Genomic DNA, 17,880 nt, shown 5'->3' on the forward strand with positions numbered 1-17,880 from the left:
AAAGTTCAATTAGAATCCAAATTCTGTACAAAGAATACACATGGGGGAAACATTGCAGCTTGCAATGTTTTTGACAATGAGAAATTAGCTTGAGGAACGCTCATGCAGATCGGAATCCCAACCGAAACTGTCGTCGGTGAAAATCGTGTAGCTGCTACGCCAGAGACAGTAAAGAAGTTGATTAGCGCTGGTCATAGCGTTGTGATTGAACGTGGTGCCGGTGTAAAGGCTGCGTACATTGACAGTGCTTATGAACAGGTCGGTGCAACCATTACGGATGATGCCTATACGGGTAGTCAAATTATTTTGAAAGTTCGTGCGCCACAAGGCGGGGAAATTCAAAAACTTGCAGCAAATACTGCTGTTGTAGCAATGTTTGATCCTTATCGTAATACCGAGCTAGATCAGTTTGCGAATCAGCAAGTTTCTGCTTTTGCATTGGAATTGCTTCCTCGTACGCTTTCTCGTGCGCAGAACATGGACGTATTGTCTTCTCAGGCAAACCTTTCTGGTTATAAATCAGTTTTGCTTGCTGCTGCTGAATATCAACGTATGTTCCCAATGCTTATGACTGCTGCTGGTACTGTAAAACCTGCTCGTGTTGTTATTATGGGCGTGGGCGTTGCAGGTCTTCAGGCAATTGCAACGGCAAAACGTTTAGGTGCAATTGTTGAAGCAACTGATTTACGTCCTACAGCAAGAGATCAGGTTGAATCCTTAGGCGGTAAGTGGCTAGACGTACCAATGTCTGAAGAGGAAAAACAACGCGCAGCAGATGCCGCTAAAAATGGTTATGGATGGATGCCGGGTGAGCAATACATCAAAGACCAAGCTGCGATTGTTGATAAGGCTGTTTCTAACGCTGACATCGTGATTACGACTGCGTTGCTACCAGGTCGTGATGCGCCACGTTTAATTAAGGCTGAAACTGTTGCCAAGATGAAACCGGGTTCTGTCATTTTAGATATGGCTGTTGAAACTGGCGGTAACGTTGAGGGCTCTAAAGTGGGTGAGACTGTTTTTACAGAAAATGGCGTGAAAATTTTGGGTGTTCCAAATATTCCAGCAACTGTAGCGACAGAAGCTTCTGCATTATATGCACGTAACGTTTTTAATTTCGTAGAGACTTTATTCGACAAAGAGAAAAACTTTGCGATTAATCAAGAAGACGAAATCCAAAAAGCCCTATTGGTCACTCATGGCGGTCAAGTACTGCTTAAGCGTGGTTAAGGAGATTTTTCATGGTTGAAACTATTACAATTTTCGTCCTTGCCATCTTCGTAGGTTATTACGTAGTTTGGGGTGTTACACCAGCTTTACATACGCCACTTATGGCGGTAACGAATGCGTTGTCATCTATTATTGTAGTGGGTGCGATGTTGCAAACTGTGGGTCTACCTATTTTGGGCGTAGATGCTAACGTTGCATTTCAAAGTGTGAATGTGGTGAGCGTACTTGGTGCGATTGCAGTATTTTTGGCAAGCATTAATATTTTCGGTGGCTTTGCAGTAACTGCACGCATGCTGGAAATGTTCAAGCCTAAGCAAAAGAAATAAGAGGGCTTTGACATGGAATTTATTCAAGCAAATGCAAACTGGTTGTACCTTGTTGGCGCAATTCTCTTTATCTTGACGCTTCGTGGCTTGTCTGGTCCTAAAACAGCAATTCAGGGTAACCGTTACGGTATGATCGCGATGGCGATTGCGGTTGTAACGACCTTCTTTGTTGCAAACAACCCAGTGATCTGGATGATTGTTGGAGCAATGGTGTTAGGTGCAATTGTAGGTATTGCTCGTGCACGCACTGTACCAATGACTCAAATGCCAGAAACAGTTGCACTCATGCACTCTTTGGTTGGTTTGGCTGCTGTTTTAATTGCAATTGCTGCAATTTTGCATAACAACCAACTTGCTGAATTGTTTGCTCAAAATGAAGCTGCTTTAACAGCTGCTGGTGTACAACATGTGCACATGAGTAGTGTTCACTTATTTGAATTGTTCGTTGGTTGTTTCGTAGGTGCGATTACCTTTACTGCATCTGTATTTGCGTACGGTAAATTAGCTGCAAAAAAATGGGCGAAAACAATTTCTGGTGCATGGGTTAAACCTGTTCAAGCGCTTATCTTTATTGCGATGTTGGCTTGTGGTTTTTACTTCTTCACGACTGGCAACATGACTGCATTCTGGGCAATGACAGCACTTGCACTTGCATTTGGCTGGGTATGGATTGCACCAGTAGGTGGTGGTGATATGCCTGTAGTGGTATCGCTTCTTAACTCATTCTCTGGTTGGGCAGCAGCAGGAATTGGTTTTACTCTTGAAAACAACATGTTGATCGTTGCAGGTTCGCTTGTAGGTTCATCTGGTGCGATTCTGTCGTACATCATGTGTAAAGCAATGAACCGTTCGATCATCAACGTATTGTTTGGTGGTGCAATGGGTGGTGCAGCAGTTGCTACAGCAGCCAAAGGTGATCAAGTTCAGCGTAACCATCGTTCAGGTTCTGCCGATGATGCTGGCTTCTTGATGTCAAATGCCGACAGCGTTGTGATTGTACCAGGTTATGGTATGGCACAAGGTCGTGCACAAAATGCTGTAAAAGAATTGTGTGAGATTCTAAAAGAGCAAGGTGTTCGCGTTCGTTTTGCAATCCATCCAGTTGCTGGTCGTATGCCTGGTCATATGAACGTATTACTTGCTGAAGCGGACGTAGCATATGAAGACATTTTGGAAATGGATGAGATTAACTCAGACTTCCCTGCAACAGATGTTGTACTTGTAATTGGTGCAAACGATGTAGTTAACCCTGCTGCAAAAGATGATCCAACTTCACCGATTTATGGTATGCCGATTCTTGAAGCACATAAAGCACGTACAATCATGGTGATTAAGCGTTCTATGGCAACAGGTTATGCAGGTCTAGACAATGACTTGTTCTATAACGAAAAAACAATGATGATCTTTGGTGATGCTAAGAAAGTTGTTGAAGATATGACGAAAGCAATCAATGGTGGTGGTCACTAATCTGACCTTAATCAGGATTGTAAAAGCCACCTTCGGGTGGCTTTTTTATTGGAGGCATATTCTTAAAGAAACTTTTCAACCAGATCCATGGATTGCTGATAAAGATTGCGTGCCAGTTGTTGATTCTTGGCGTGCGCAGATTTCCAGTTTGGCATGTGGGCACTGACATATTCACCATTACGGTTCTGCCATGCATCTCCGATTGCCATTTCTGTAATAAGGTTTGCTGGAACGGAAGTGGGTACTAAGCCTAATTTCATGGCGGCATAAACAGGTTTTGGTAAGTCACGATAAATATCGGAAGCAACTCCACCCGGATGTAATGCATTATTGGTAATTGTGCTATCTGCTAGTTGTTCTGCTAACGCATTGCTAAACAATAAATTTGCAAGCTTCGATTGCCCATAATAGAACAGGGGATTGTAAAAACCTTCTGCACGAAATTTATTGGGTTTAATTGAGCCAACCCAGTGTGCAATAGATGCTAGATGAATAATGCGTGCTTTGGGGGATTGTTTTAAAACTGGAAGGAGTTTTTGAGTTAATAAAAAATGACCTAAATAATTAACCCCGAATTGTTGCTCAAAACCCTCAGTAGTCAGTTGTTTCGTTTTAGCAAATAACCCAGCATTATTAATGAGTACATCAAGACTACCGTATCGATCTGCAATTTCATTGGCTGCTTTTCGGGTTAACTCAAGGCTGTTTAGATCGAGAGAAACTAAATCGACTTGTCCTTGATTAAGCGAAAGTAATTTGTTTTGCGCATCTTGCGCTTTTGCTGGATTTCGGCACGCTAAAATAACATGTTGCCCTTGTTTAACGAGTTGTTCTGCTGTGGCGAAACCAATCCCTGTGTTGGCACCCGTAATTAATATCTTCACTTTCTGTACTCCGGTTATGCTATTTATTGGTGGGGACTTCAAGAATATGTATAGTGCTTCAAATCTGACAATTTGTCATGTCAAATTTGGAAAAGGGTGATGACTGGTTTTAGATATCAGGTTTTGGGAAGGTTTGGAGTTCTGTTGCTTTAAAGAGTAAAGCTAATCGGAATATTTCTCTATTTGTATACAAATAAAAAAGCGGCTCAAAAGAGCCGCTTTTTTAAAAAGCAAAATTTTATGCCACTGACTCTGGAGCAGTGCGCCATAAGCTTTCTAAATCATAGAATTTGCGGGCAGTTGGTAGCATCACGTGTACTACAACAAAGCCGAGATCAATCAAGATCCATTCTGCATCTCGTTCACCTTCAACACCAATCGGGCGGAAACCGGCTTTTCGAGCTTCTTCTGCAACATTGTCTGCAAGTGCTTTGACATGGCGAGTAGAAGTACCACTCGCAATTACAATAGCATCAGCGACGTTGCTAATTGAGCTAACATCTAACTGGAGAATATCTTTTGCTTTTACATCAACTAAAGCGTCGTGGACGACTTTGAGACAAGTTTGTACGTCTTTATTTGAGGCATTCATTGCGAAATCGTGAGAATTAGACACGCTGGGCGATGGTTCTAAATTCATATAGGGTATATTTTCCTGACAATTACTCACTATCTAATATAGTGGTTTTTGCGCTAAATTTCAAACAGAAGTCGTAACAGTTTATATATTTACATCATCTGAAAAGTATTTTTTCTTCCACGTAAATGACTGATTTGAGCCATTCTCTGGTTTATATTCCGCTGCAATGTAGTTCTGATAAGAACTTTGCTTTAACCAAGAAAAAATTTGCTCATATGGAATTTGAGCTGTATCTGGTTCATGGCGACCCGGACAGTCTGCAAATTGAATATGACCAATTGAGTTAATATTCTCTTGTAAACCCTCAAGCACATCTTCGCCCATCATCGCCATGTGGTAGCAGTCATATTGCATTTTTAGAGATGGGTGATTAACTGCTTCTAGCATTTCTTGTGCCTGCGCAATATTCTGTACTAAAAAGCGTGGCATATCTGTACCGTTAATCATTTCAAAAACGGGTTCTATGCCGTGTTCATCGAGTAAGTTGCTGGCAAGTTTTAAATTAGCTGCTAATGTTTTTAAGCAAGGTAGTAAGTCAGCATCAAGAGGTTGTTTACCTGCCAAAATATTAATGCGAGGAACTTTTAAAGCAGTAGCGTAGCTAATCGCTAATTCTAAGGCTTCACGGAAAGCTGTTTCTTGACCGGGGATGCCTGCTAAACCATTTCCACCTTGCATCAGATCACCCGCGGGCACATTGATTAGGCAGAGACCAAGGTTGTAGCGTTCGAGTTGAGTTTGAATATCTGAAATAGCCAATTCATAAGGAAATTGAATTTCTACATATTCGAAGCCCTGTGCATGGGCTAGAGCAAAGCGTTCAATTAAAGGAACTTCGGTAAAAATCATGGATAAATTGACTGCAAGACGACTCATACTCAAACTCCGTTTATTTTTGCTCTATTAATTGAATCATAGTAGCTAAATCTTTCTCAGCAAAGCCATTTTTTTGGTGAGTTTGTAGCTGTAATAGAGCTTTTTGTGCAACGGGGATATCTAAATTAACATTGTTAGCCAATGTTACTGCGTTGTTAAGATCCTTAGATAATGTTTGAACTTTCCACTGAACTGGTTCAAATGTGTGAGTTGCCATGCGTGGGGTAAGAATTTGAAAAGGTTTGGAGTCAGCAAATCCACCAGCTAAAGCAGGAGCCAGTAAAGTCGTGTCTACACCAGTTCGGTCTGCAAGTGCGACAGCCTCTGCAATCAGAGCGCTATTGGCTGCAACAATAAGTTGATTACAAATTTTGGTGGCTTGGCCAGTACCTGTGCCCCCCATTCGAGTCACACGCTGGGATAGAACATTATAAATAGGAGTGAGGTTGGTAATAGTTTGACTATCACCGCCTGCAAAAATGACAAGTGTGCCTTGTTCTGCACCAGCAGTTCCGCCTGATACAGGTGAATCAATCCATGTCACATGGTGTGTAGCCGCTTCTTGAGCAAGCGTTTTTGTTATAGCAACAGATAAGCTTGAGAAATCAACAATAACCTGATTCGCTTTTAAGTTAGGCTGAATTTTTTCAAATACCGCTTCTACTGCTTTGTCATCTGCCAGACAGATTAAAATAACTGGATATTCACCAACATTTGAAAGTTCTAAAGCTTGTGCCCCGATATCAATAAGTTCTTCACAGGCAGAGAAGGTTCGATTCCAAACGGCAACTTGAAAGCCAGCTTGAATAAGGCGGGTTGCCATCCGACTTCCCATCAGCCCTATACCTAAAAAAGCAATAGGAGTGTTGCGATCAAAATTCATAATCTAAGCTCTTATTTATATTGGCGTGGTAAAAAATTAATTTCAGGATGTTTGTCTTTTTTACGAGCAAGTTTGCTATTTTTGCCAAGTAATAATTTAAGTTGCCAGATTTTTTCTAGACGTAACGATTTTTCTGGTTGGTGTTCCATGGCGTCAAGTACACGTTTTGCTGCAGTGAGGGCATCAGGTGAACGTTGCAACATTTCAGCTGCAATCTCACGTGCTCTCTCTAGAGGAGAGTCACTTAAATGGGTCACAAGACCAATTTCTTTTGCATAATTCCCATCAAAAACACGGGCAGTTAAGGTGAGTTCTTTTGCAAGATCAAAGCTAATTAAACCTTTTAATGAGCGAGTAAGTCCCATATCAGGGACTAGACCCCAACGGCTTTCCATAATCGACATTTTTGTTTCTGGGTGAGAAATTCGGATGTCAGCAGCCAAGGCAAGTTGCATACCAGCGCCGAAACAATATCCTTCTAATGCTGCAATAACAGGTACAGGTAAATTCTGCCAAGTCAGAAATGCTTTTTGAAAAAGGCTTTGTCCAGGTTTTACAAGTTCCCAAATTGCAAAAGCAGAGTTTTTGGGATTGTTGAGGTCAGATAAATCAATGCCAGCACTAAACACATTTCCTTCACCTGCCAAAATAACACAGCGAATATCTCTATCTTTTTTAATTGCTTTTGCAGTTAAAACTAACTCTTTTAATAAGGCAAAACTCATCGCATTGCGTTTGTCTGGACGGTTTAAATATACCGTTGCAATGCCATTATTTTTTTCAATACGTAAGAGTGCCATGAGATTCCCGCTTCTTTTTTTATAGATGAACGGAGCATAACATGGCTGTAATTTGGAAACATGACAGCTCAGTCATACCTATTTAATAGATATGTTAGTCAGGTATTACCAAGATCTGGTGAGCAGCACTTTCAACCTCTTTAACGACAAGACCTAATTCATCAAAGCGCTGCATAACCTCTTCAATGAAGCCTTCATCTGCTATACGGCGTTCTTTACGTAGCATTGAAATAAATTGCTCAAAGTCACCAGTCACTTGCTGTAGTTTCGGGGCGCCTACATAGCGAGTGGCACCATACAGACGATGTAAAACATGCTCAAGTTGAGGGAAGTCTTCAAGCTCAATGAGCTGCTGCATTTCGTCTAGCTCAGTTGGAAAACTATCAACTAACATTTTAAGTAGATCTTGTGCCAAGTCTTCTTTATTTGCTGCGAGCTGCAAACTTTGTTGCCAGTTTAAAATTTGTGGATCTAAAGCTTCTGCAACGACATGGTGATCTTTATCTAAGGCTTTTGCTGTAAAGTTATTTTTGGTCCATTGCGTTAAGATCTGGATGATTTGCTCCATTTGAATTGGCTTGGTGACATAGTCATTCATGCCTACTTTAAGGAGTTTTTGTTTTTCATCAGCAAGCGCATGGGCGGTTAGTGCAATAATTGGTAGCTGCATTTCACCGTCTAAAGTTGACTCTAAAGAACGAATAGCACGAGTTGTATCAATGCCTGACATGACAGGCATTTGAATATCCATGAACACTAAATCAAATGGTTTAAGTTTTTGATCAATTCGCTCTTGAATGAGGTTAAGTGCGTCTTGTCCACTGATTGCTTTAGTTGTTTTAACGTTTAGTTCGCCTAACAAGGCTTCTAAAACAATTAAGTTAGGCAAATGGTCATCCACTGCCAGAATGTGCAGCCCTTGACCATTGAAGTCTTGTTGTTCTTCTTCAAAAATAGGTTGATCATTTAATAATTGAATGAGTCCACTTCGACTTAATGGTTGATAGAGAGGGCGAGCACGGTATTCACTGAGCATGTTTGGCTCAAGCGTCATTTGATAGCCATAGACTGCTAAATTGCCTTGATAACGGCTACGGATTTCTTTTAATAACGCTTCCGTGTCACCGCTATGATCAACGATAAGCCATGTATTATCTTTCTGATCAAGATGTTTTAAACGGCTAAACAAGTCCAGAATCGATTGTGTTTCGATATGAGGAACTTGATAATTTTCAAGATAATAACGTAAAACACTTGCTGTAGCTGGATGAGCAAGATAAGACACGACTTGTAAATGCTCAAAGTGTGGGTGTTCGATTTCGTAATCTTCATCTACTACAAATTGTGCGGTAAACCAGAAGGTTGAGCCTTTTTCTGTTGGTGCACGTTCTTGGTTATCTTCAAAACCAATTTGACCATGCATGAGATGAACAAGCTGTTTAGAAATAGCAAGACCTAAACCAGTACCGCCAAATTGACGTGTAACTGATGCATCGCCTTGTGAGAATGATTCAAATAATTTTTTACGGTCTGTGCCACTTAAACCAATACCACTATCTTGAACACTAAAATGAAGTAGACATTGCCCAATATCATCATGTTCCATACGCACACGAACAATAATTTCACCATCTGGAGTGAACTTGATTGCATTAGAAATTAAGTTGGTCAAAATTTGCTTGAAGCGTAAGGCATCGCCAATCACTTGTTGTGGAATATTGTCCGCATAGTAAAAAGCCATGGCAATATGTTTTTGAGCGGCCAAAGGAGATAGCATATCCATGACATCAAAAATGGCTTCTTCTAAATCAAAAGGTGCTGTTTCAAGTTCTAATTTACCTGCATCAATTTTTGAGAAATCTAATACATCGTTAATTAATGCTAATAAATGGGCAGATGACTTGCGAATGGTTTGTAAATAAAGATTTTGTTCATTACTTAAATTTTGTTGACGGAGTAATAAATGAATGAAGCCATCAATACTGTTTAGAGGTGTTCGAAGCTCATGACTAATATTGGCAAGGAAAACTGACTTTGCTTGGTTTGATGAAATCGCTTGGTCACGTGCTTGACGATAGGTAATGTTCTGGACTTCTAAGGTGTCGAGTGTTCTGCGTAAGTCTTCTTCTGTTTGTTCAGTGTGTTCTTTTAGCTCTAAAAAGCTAAAGTGCAATCGCTTAACAACATTTGCAATATCGCGCTGTAGTAAGCGTAACTCCCCAGTACTGTTAATGACGAGATGTTGGTCTAAAGTATCGGCATTTAAACGTTGTAACTGCATCCGAATTTCATACATCGGTGCAATCCAGCGACGAGAATAAAAATTCAAACAAAGTAAAAGTAACAGTAAGGTCATTAATCCAGTAATGACGAGAGCAATCAGAATACGATAACGTGCCAGCTCGAGAGGTTGGTTATCCATTTCAATCACTAACCAGACTGGCGCTTTTCCTGGGCTGTTAATGATACGAAGACCATAAATGTTATTTTTATTATGGGAAATAGGGCCAAAAAAACTATTACTATTTGGAAAGCTAGGCCAATAACGATTGTCACGATAACCAATACTTAAATAAGTCTGTCCATTGTTATCGATTAGTACCGCGCGTTTTACATTTTTTTCGCTAAACATGCTTTGCATGATGTGCTGGGCATGATCGTATTGATCGGGCTGTAGTTCGACCAGTGTGTACAAATCTTTCGCAATTTGATTGTAGCGAGCTAAAATTGCTGAGGCATGATGTAGTTGTTGTTGTTTTACCGAATGTGACGTTTCAGTTAAAACCAGAAAAGCACCGACTCCTGTTAAAATCATAATCGGCACAAAAATTAGAGCAATCAATTGCCCGTATGCATGATTCAGACGTAAGCGTTTCGATAAGGCTTTATTGAAATTAGACATGGCTACATCAGATTTATCTCTCTGTTCGGCATCTTATCACGCTTTATTTTAAAACAGACGGCATTTTATAAATGACCGAGCTTTAATCGCTTTCATGAAAAAGCATATTGAAATGGGTGCAGTACCGAGCATTTTTTCATACAATAGGCCCACCTCGATATAGGTGTTGATCATGAGTAATACACAACCTGATTTTTTAGCCGACGAATTTTTGTTAGATCACTATGTAGGTAAGACACCTCTAGTTCGTTTGCAGCGATTAGCTTCTCATACGCAAGCGACAGTTTTAGCAAAATTGGAAGGTAATAATCCGGCAGGTTCTGTAAAAGACCGTCCTGCATATAACATGATTATGCAGGCAGAAAAACGTGGTCAAATTAAGCCCGGAGACACCTTGATTGAGGCAACCAGTGGGAATACTGGTATTGCTTTAGCAATGGTTGCTGCAATGCGTGGCTATAAAATGAAACTTATTATGCCGAACAATATGAGTCAGGAGCGTAAAGATGCGATGATGGCTTATGGTGCAGAGCTAATTGAAGTAACGCCACAGCAAGGTATGGAAGGTGCACGTGATTTAGCCTTGCAAATGGAAAAAGAAGGAAAGGGTTACGTTTTAAATCAGTTTGGTAATCCTGATAATGTTGAAGCTCATTACTTAACGACTGGGCCTGAGATTTGGAAACAAACAGGTGGGAAAATTACCCATTTTGTAAGCTCAATGGGTACAACTGGTACCATTATGGGTGTTTCTAAATATTTAAAAGAACAAAACCCAGATATTCAGATTATTGGTTTGCAACCAGCAGATGGATCAAGTATTGCTGGTATTCGCCGTTGGCCAAAAGAATATTTACCGACTATTTTTGATAGTAGCCGTGTGGATCGTACTATTGATATTCCACAAATTGATGCTGAAAAAACGATGCGTAAATTAGCACGTATGGAAGGCATCAGTGCTGGTACATCTTCAGGTGGTGCAGTATGGGCCTCCATCAAGATTGCAGAAGAAAATCCAGATGCTGTTATTGTTTGCATTATCTGTGACCGTGGCGACCGCTACTTGTCTACAGGACTGTTTTCAGTGCAGGACGATAATTCATAATTGAGAGAAATAATGCGTTTCCCAACCTTAGTTTTTGATATTGAAACTTTAACTGATTTAAAAGCGGGAGCGCATTTATATCATCTTGATTTACCAGAGGCTGATGTAGAGCAAGCATTGACTAAACTGCGCCGTCAAGACTCAGGCATGGATTTTCAGCGCTTACCTTTACATGAAATTGTGTGTATTTCTGGCCTTTGGATTGATGAGTCGGGTTTTAGATTGTTTTCTTTTAGTCGGGAACAATATTCTGAAGCTGAGATTTTGCAGAAGTTCTTATCAATTTTTGATAAGCGTCATCCGACTTTAGTGAGTTGGAATGGTTCGCAATTTGATTTACCCGTTATTCTATTTCGCGCGATGTATCATGGGCTTTCTGCACCGGGCTTATTTGATCAAGGTGAGATCGATAGCCAGAAGCGTTTTAATAATTACCAAAACCGTTATCACCATCGCCACATTGATTTAATGGATGTCATGGCAATGTTTAATGGTCGTAATTTTCAAAAGCTTGATGATATTGCCTGTATTTTAGGTTTACCGGGTAAACGTGGTGAATCGGGTTATCATGTACCAGAATATGTCCGTAATCAGCAGTGGTCAAAATTGACTAGCTATTGTGAGGGAGATGTACTCAATACATGGTTTATTTATTTGCGTTGGCTCGTGCTAAAAGGCCAATTGAATGCAGATGAACATAACCACTGGATTAGCTCAAGTATTGAATATTTACAGACCATGCCACAGCAGTCTGATTTTCTTGAAGTATGGGAACGTACTTCGAAACATACTGAATTTACTTCTCACTATTTTAATCCTTCAGATTTTTAGGTTCATCCTTTGAAACAACACGCCAAATCTCGCAAGCCCCAACAACCTGAATATATTTTTCAAGTTGAAACACTTTCTCATGAGGGGCGGGGAATTGCGCATTATGGTTCTCACCCTGATCATCCGGCAGATAAGCATGGCAAAAAAGTTTTTATTCGTTATGCCTTGCCCGGAGAAACTGTAAAGGCTCAGATTACCCATCAAGCGAAACGTCTTGAAGAAGCCGAGATGGTGCAGTTGTTAGGAGAACCTTCAACTCATCGTGTAGAAGCAATTTGTCCTCATTATGGTATCTGTGGTGGTTGTAGCATGCAGCATATCCATCCTGATGAACAAATCCGTTTAAAGCAAAGTGTGCTCCAGTCACATTTACAGCACTTTGCAGGTATTCAACCTGAACAGTGGCTAGAGCCGATTCGGTCTTTACAAAGTGATTATCGTCGTCGAGCACGAATAGGTGTGCGCTATTTGCCAAAGCCTGATCGCTTAATTATGGGTTTTCGTGAACATCATAGTAACCGGTTAATCTCTATCCATAGTTGTAGTGTTTTGGATGAAAAACTATCAAATAGTTTGCCTGAGTTGCGTCTTTTACTCCAAAGTCTAAAAGGCAAAGCACACATTGGTCATGTAGAATTAGCAAAAGGTGATCATGAAATTTCTTTATTGGTTCGTCATGTAGAAAAAATAAACAATTCTGATGTCAACCAATTAAAGCAATTTGCGTTAGACAAGGGGTGGCAGTTGTATTTGCAACCTAAGGGCCCGGAAAGTATTCATCGTATTGATGATGAAAAAGGTGCTTCGCGTTTACATTATGCTTTAGAGAGGTTTAATGTAAATTTTGCTTTTTCGCCATTGGATTTTACGCAGGTCAATGCCACAGTAAATGAACAAATGGTTCAATTGGCATGTGAATTGCTTCAATTGCGATCAGGTGAAAAAGTACTTGATCTATTTAGTGGTTTAGGTAATTTCTCGCTCCCATTAGCACGATGTGTTGGTGAGAGTGGTCAGGTTGTTGGTGTGGAAGGGAGTGAAGAAATGGTGCAACGGGCAACAGCTAATGCAAAATGCAATGGTTTGGTGCAGGCAACCTTCTTTTCACAAGATTTAACAAAAGATTTTTCGCATCATTCTTGGGCAAATCAAGGATTTGATGCATTATTGATAGATCCTCCTCGTGCTGGTGCATATGAAATTATGCAGTATGTATCAAATTTTGGAGCAAAAAGAATCGTTTATGTATCATGTAATCCAGCTACACTAGCAAGGGATGCGGGTGTTTTGGTCCAACATGGTTACCAGTTAAAAAAAGCAGCGGTGATGGACATGTTTACACATACAGAACATGTTGAATCCATTGCACTATTTGAAAAAATTCAAGAGATAAACGATTAAAAACATGAGTTACATATTGAGGAGAATGGTATGGTCACAGTACGTGAACAGTTACCTGAACAACTAACTGAGTTGTCCGAGGAAACGACTGTAGAGCATGCCGCCGAAACGCAAATCGGTTTAGCCTCATGGTTGGATCGGGTGCGTGAAATATTAGATGGGGCGAAGCTTGAACAGCTTGAAAAGGTTGCGAATGAAACCCTGCAAAAAGAGTTAGACTCAACGGTTAATCATCGCTCCAATACTTTCGCTACTGGCGTTGGAATGGCCGACATTTTGGCACATCTCCATGTAGATGAAGATACTCTATCGGCAGCTATGCTCTATCGTAGTGTGCGTGAAGACATTACTGATATAGAAGAAGTAAAAAAGAAATTTGGAGATCAGGTATATAACCTTGTCAAAGGCGCTTTGGCAATGGGTAAACTATCTGAACTCATTGAAAAAAATAAGCGGTTAGAAGACCACTTTAATAATAATCAACGAGAACATTTAAGTGGCATTTATAAAATGCTGATTTCGGTCACCGAAGATGTTCGTGTTGTTTTAATTAAGCTTGCTGAACGTACCTATTCTTTACGAGAGCTGGCAAATTCATCTCGTGAACGCCAAGAACGCGTAGCACGTGAAATTCTTACTATTTACTCGCCATTGGCACATCGACTTGGTATTGCTCAGCTTAAATGGGAACTTGAAGATTTAGCTTTTCGCTATTTAGCTCCAGATCGTTATAAAGAAATTGCGTCATTACTGAATGAAAAACGTTTAGAGCGTGAACATTATATTCAGTTCGTTATTGACCGTTTAAAAAATGAGTTGGCGTCTTACGGAATTGAGGCGGAAATCACAGGTCGAGCAAAACACATTTATTCGATTTATCGAAAAATGAAAAGCAAAAACCTGAGTTTTGATCAGCTCTACGATATTCGTGCCTTACGTGTATTGGTGAATAGTGTTCCTGAGTGTTACCACTCTTTGGGTATTGTTCATCAGATATGGCGTCATATCCCACATCAGTTTGATGACTATATTACCAACCCGAAAGCAAATGGTTATCGCTCTTTGCATACTGCTGTAATTGCCGAAAATAAATCGCTTGAAGTACAAATTCGTACTCATGAGATGCATGACGAAGCAGAATTAGGCGTATGTTCGCACTTTAACTATAAAGAAGGTTCAAAGAATACAGACCATTCCTTTAACCATCGTTTGCATTCGTTGCGTGCGGTTCTAGAGCACTACCAAGAACGCAATGAAACGACGGTACATCAAAACGAAGATGAAACAGAAGGCTTTGATCAACTACAAGATTTTGAAGGCTTTGAGAAGATTTATGTTTTCAGTCGTGATGGTGACATTAAGGAGTTGCCACGCGGCTCAACAGTTTTAGATTTTGCTTATCATGTGCATACGGAAGTAGGGAATAAGTGTTACGCAGCGCGAGTTAACCAGCGCTATGTGCCATTAACCTATACTTTAAAAACGGGTGAGCAGGTTGAGATTTTAACTAAAAAAGATCGTGATCCAAACCGAGATTGGTTGGTGAATTCTTTAGGTTATATTAAAACCTCTCGTGCCCGTGACAAGCTGCGTCATTGGTTTAGACAGCAAGATCGTAGTAAAAATCTTGAAGTAGGCCGTGAACTTCTCAATAAAGAGTTAGCTCGTCTAGCGATTCACCCAAAAAGCATCGACCTAAATGATTATTCATCACATTTTAATGTGAAAACGGGTGATGACATTTTGGTGAGTCTGGTAAGCGGTGATATTAGCTTACATGCCTTGATTAATCAGGTGAACCGTCAAATGCATCTAGATCAGGATGAACCTGAACTAGTGCTTAAACCAGCATTAAATCCGCGTGCTAGCCATACGTTATCGGCTCATGGAATTTTAATTGATGGTTTAGACAATGTAGAGCTGCACATTGCTCAGTGCTGTCAGCCCGTGCATGGTGAATCAATCGCTGGATATATTACTTTGAACCGTGGTGTCAGTATCCACAAAGTCATTTGTTCAGATTATCAGCGTATGATTAAGCAAGAGCCAGAGCGTGCTGTTGAAGCTGATTGGGAAATGCAGCCAACACGTGGTCAAAGCGTTCAGATTGTCGTTGAAGCATATGATCGCCGTGGTCTGCTTAAAGACTTAACTCAAGTGATTTTCTCTGACCAAATCAATATTCGTCAGGTCAATACAATTTCTGAGGCAGATGGTATTGCCAATATGAAATTGTTAATTGAGGTTAAGGGTTTGGCACAGCTTTCTCGTTTGTTGGCTCGCTTAGAGCAGCAACCTGGAATTATTAGCGCACGTCGTATGATTCAAGGTGTCTAACTAAATTGAGTGAAAGGGCCGTCAATTGACGGCCTTTTTTATAAGCTATTTTCTCGATAAGTAAATATTGGTTAAACGATTTAAAAACTGTGGGCTTATTGTTGAGAGTTGATAAAGCAATTTGGTTTTTATACCAACTGGAGTATGAGTAGGCGTCCAGAAATGGGCCTTTTTCTCTACCAACGTAAGTACCTGTTGAGCAATATCATTAGGCGTTAAATCAATGCCCATGTTTTGAATACTGCCGGCATTCATATTGTTAACCATTGCAGTCTGTACAAATAGCGGCATTACGTCTAAAACGCGGATCCCATATTTTTTCCATTCTACATCTAGGCCTTCAGTAATTCCTCTAACTGCAAACTTACTGGCTGAGTAAGAAACTAGGTCAGCCTGTCCATAAATTGCAGAAGCGGAAGAAAGATTAATAACGCGTGCAAAAGAGGCTTGTTTTAAGTAGGGTAGAGCAGCATGGCAACCATTTATAACGCCATTTACATTAATATTTATAGTTCTTTGATGAGCTTGAATATCAGTCATTTCAAATGCACCAGAATATAAAATACCAGCATTATTTACCAAAATATTGAGCTCGCCTGCCCAGTCTGTAAATTCTTTTAATGTGTGTTGCCACTGGCTGTAATCGCTTACATCTAGATAGCCAGCACATGCATTGGGTCCTAAGTCCTTTGCTAATTCTTGGGCAAGAGACTTATTAATATCATAAATGCCTACTTTGTATCCTTGTTGGTAAAATACACGTGCAATTTCTGCCCCAATACCTTGAGCAGCACCACTAATCAGAATACTGTATTTCATCTTTTTTTCTCTTTATTAGTACAATAGAGCGACTGTTTTACTCGCTTTGATTTTGATCATAGCAAATTAAAAACTTAGTTTTACTGACCGAATTTTTAAATTTGAGGGTTACCATGGATAAGCTGCTTAAAATCATGCAAGAGTTACGAGAAAAATGTCCGTGGGATCAGGCGCAAACCCCAATGTCACTGACTAAATATGCGATTGAAGAGGCATATGAAGTCGAGGCGGCCATTCGTCAAGGTGACCTTAAGGAAATTCGAGACGAGCTTGGCGACCTTTTACTACAAGTGGTGTTTCAGTCACAAATGTTTAGTGAGCAAGGTGCTTTTAATTTTAATGATGTTGTTGAGGCAATCTGTGAAAAGCTAATCCGTCGTCATCCTCATGTTTTTCAGCCAGATCAGTTTAATAATCTAAGCCCAGAACAAGTGGGAGAACTTTGGAAACAGATTAAGCAACAAGAAAAACAAGGAAAAGTACAGTCACGATTAGATGAAATTAAACATGGACCAGCATTGTCTCAAGCTGAAGAGATTCAAAAAAATGCAGCAAAAGTCGGCTTCGATTTTGAAACGGTACAAGATGCTTATACAAAACTAGAAGAAGAATTGGATGAGTTCAAGCAGGCGCTAAAAAATCAAAATGAGGATGAAATACAAGAAGAATTTGGGGATTGTCTGTTTTCATTGGTGAATGTAGGACGTAAACTTGCACTTTCAAGTGAAATTTCACTTTTATCAACAATACATAAATTTAGAAGCCGTTTTGCTTTTATTGAAGACCAAGCGAAAAAACAGCAAAGAACATTAGAGGACATGACCTTGTCTGAAATGGATGAATTGTGGAATCAAGCAAAGCGGCAGTTCAAGTTAGGGGAAAAAACGCATGCAACTCAGCAGGAATCTTTGGAAAAATAAGTCTTATATTTTTATTGTTTTATTTTGGAGCCTGATTTCTTCAACCTTTGTTCAGGCTCAATCTTTTGATCAAAATTTTAAGGAGTGGAAGGCTAAACAGCAGATATACGATAAAAAGTTAAACGTCTCTAAGTCTTCTCATTCTCATGGTTCTAAAATTTCTCAGACTAAGAAATTTAATAACTCTACAGAGCAAGTTGATTTGAATAAGGCCACCGTAAATGAGTTTAAGCAATTAAAAGGAGTGGGTGAGAAAAAGGCTCAGGCGATTGTAGAATACCGCCAAAAGAACGGTGGTTTTAAAAATATTGATGAGTTTAAAAACGTAAAAGGCATTGGTCCAGCCATTTTTGAAAAGAATAAAACACGTTTGGCTTTATAAATCCTCTGTTTGTCAATTGTCATTTCATGCGCAAACTACAGAGAATCAAATTGCCCTTTGTGTGCGTTAGAGCTATG

16 protein-coding genes are annotated in these 17,880 nt (G+C 40.0%); 9 read left to right on the plus strand and 7 right to left on the minus strand.

The window, feature by feature from the left end; genetic code table 11:
• The first annotated feature begins 102 nt into the window (after window positions 1–102).
• From I5515_RS09095 to I5515_RS09105, 3 genes are read left to right on the plus strand one after another with little or no spacing between them, the layout of a single operon-like run.
• Window positions 103–1,230: a Re/Si-specific NAD(P)(+) transhydrogenase subunit alpha gene (locus I5515_RS09095; protein ID WP_199965984.1), complete on the plus strand. Its 1,128-nt coding sequence runs from the start codon at window positions 103–105 to the stop codon at window positions 1,228–1,230.
• Between the two features lie 11 nt (window positions 1,231–1,241).
• A complete protein-coding gene (locus I5515_RS09100; protein WP_003654992.1) occupies window positions 1,242–1,556 on the plus strand; it encodes a proton-translocating transhydrogenase family protein in 315 nt (104 codons plus the stop codon).
• A gap of 12 nt (window positions 1,557–1,568) precedes the next feature.
• Window positions 1,569–3,023: an NAD(P)(+) transhydrogenase (Re/Si-specific) subunit beta gene (locus tag I5515_RS09105; RefSeq protein ID WP_199965986.1), complete on the plus strand. Its 1,455-nt coding sequence runs from the start codon at window positions 1,569–1,571 to the stop codon at window positions 3,021–3,023.
• A 62-nt stretch (window positions 3,024–3,085) separates the two neighbouring features.
• Here I5515_RS09105 and I5515_RS09110 read toward each other — a convergent pair whose 3' ends face one another.
• From I5515_RS09110 to I5515_RS09135, 6 genes are all read right to left on the minus strand, one after another.
• Window positions 3,086–3,907, minus strand: a complete 822-nt coding sequence (locus I5515_RS09110; RefSeq protein WP_199965989.1) for an SDR family NAD(P)-dependent oxidoreductase — start codon at window positions 3,905–3,907, stop codon at window positions 3,086–3,088.
• 238 nt (window positions 3,908–4,145) lie between these two features.
• Window positions 4,146–4,547 carry a ribosome silencing factor gene (gene rsfS, locus I5515_RS09115; RefSeq protein WP_034678192.1) on the minus strand — a complete coding sequence of 134 codons (402 nt, stop codon included), beginning with the start codon at window positions 4,545–4,547 and terminating at the stop codon, window positions 4,146–4,148.
• Between the two features lie 81 nt (window positions 4,548–4,628).
• Window positions 4,629–5,423: a hydroxypyruvate isomerase family protein gene (locus I5515_RS09120; protein WP_199965991.1), complete on the minus strand. Its 795-nt coding sequence runs from the start codon at window positions 5,421–5,423 to the stop codon at window positions 4,629–4,631.
• A 13-nt stretch (window positions 5,424–5,436) separates the two neighbouring features.
• Window positions 5,437–6,306 (minus strand): NAD(P)-dependent oxidoreductase, encoded by an 870-nt coding sequence (locus tag I5515_RS09125; RefSeq protein ID WP_199965993.1) that lies wholly within the window; start codon window positions 6,304–6,306, stop codon window positions 5,437–5,439.
• 11 nt (window positions 6,307–6,317) lie between these two features.
• Complete coding sequence (locus I5515_RS09130) at window positions 6,318–7,106, minus strand: crotonase/enoyl-CoA hydratase family protein (protein WP_199965995.1); 789 nt, start codon at window positions 7,104–7,106, stop codon at window positions 6,318–6,320.
• Window positions 7,107–7,200: 94 nt separating this feature from the next.
• Window positions 7,201–10,008: an ATP-binding protein gene (locus I5515_RS09135; protein ID WP_199965997.1), complete on the minus strand. Its 2,808-nt coding sequence runs from the start codon at window positions 10,006–10,008 to the stop codon at window positions 7,201–7,203.
• A 172-nt stretch (window positions 10,009–10,180) separates the two neighbouring features.
• Here I5515_RS09135 and cysM point away from each other — a divergent pair, with 172 nt between their 5' ends.
• From cysM to I5515_RS09155, 4 genes are read left to right on the plus strand one after another with little or no spacing between them, the layout of a single operon-like run.
• Window positions 10,181–11,113 carry a cysteine synthase CysM gene (gene cysM / locus I5515_RS09140; RefSeq protein ID WP_199965999.1) on the plus strand — a complete coding sequence of 311 codons (933 nt, stop codon included), beginning with the start codon at window positions 10,181–10,183 and terminating at the stop codon, window positions 11,111–11,113.
• 12 nt (window positions 11,114–11,125) lie between these two features.
• Window positions 11,126–11,944 carry a 3'-5' exonuclease gene (locus I5515_RS09145; protein WP_199966001.1) on the plus strand — a complete coding sequence of 273 codons (819 nt, stop codon included), beginning with the start codon at window positions 11,126–11,128 and terminating at the stop codon, window positions 11,942–11,944.
• 9 nt (window positions 11,945–11,953) lie between these two features.
• On the plus strand, window positions 11,954–13,345 hold the full coding sequence (gene rlmD, locus I5515_RS09150) for a 23S rRNA (uracil(1939)-C(5))-methyltransferase RlmD (protein ID WP_199966003.1): 1,392 nt from the start codon (window positions 11,954–11,956) through the stop codon (window positions 13,343–13,345).
• A gap of 30 nt (window positions 13,346–13,375) precedes the next feature.
• A complete protein-coding gene (locus I5515_RS09155) occupies window positions 13,376–15,682 on the plus strand; it encodes a RelA/SpoT family protein (RefSeq protein WP_199966005.1) in 2,307 nt (768 codons plus the stop codon).
• 45 nt (window positions 15,683–15,727) lie between these two features.
• Here the strand turns inward: I5515_RS09155 and I5515_RS09160 are convergent, their stop codons facing one another.
• Window positions 15,728–16,501, minus strand: coding sequence for an SDR family oxidoreductase (locus tag I5515_RS09160; protein WP_199966007.1), 774 nt, complete (start codon window positions 16,499–16,501; stop codon window positions 15,728–15,730).
• A 113-nt stretch (window positions 16,502–16,614) separates the two neighbouring features.
• On the opposite strand from I5515_RS09160, the gene mazG reads away from it, so the two are divergent.
• A complete protein-coding gene (gene mazG, locus I5515_RS09165) occupies window positions 16,615–17,421 on the plus strand; it encodes a nucleoside triphosphate pyrophosphohydrolase (protein ID WP_199966009.1) in 807 nt (268 codons plus the stop codon).
• Window positions 17,390–17,803 carry a ComEA family DNA-binding protein gene (locus I5515_RS09170; RefSeq protein ID WP_199966011.1) on the plus strand — a complete coding sequence of 138 codons (414 nt, stop codon included), beginning with the start codon at window positions 17,390–17,392 and terminating at the stop codon, window positions 17,801–17,803. The genes mazG and I5515_RS09170 overlap by 32 nt, the downstream gene beginning before the upstream one ends.
• Window positions 17,804–17,880: the final 77 nt, after the last annotated feature.

Source organism: Acinetobacter calcoaceticus (genome assembly GCF_016508255.1).
Classification (GTDB): domain Bacteria; phylum Pseudomonadota; class Gammaproteobacteria; order Pseudomonadales; family Moraxellaceae; genus Acinetobacter; species Acinetobacter calcoaceticus_E.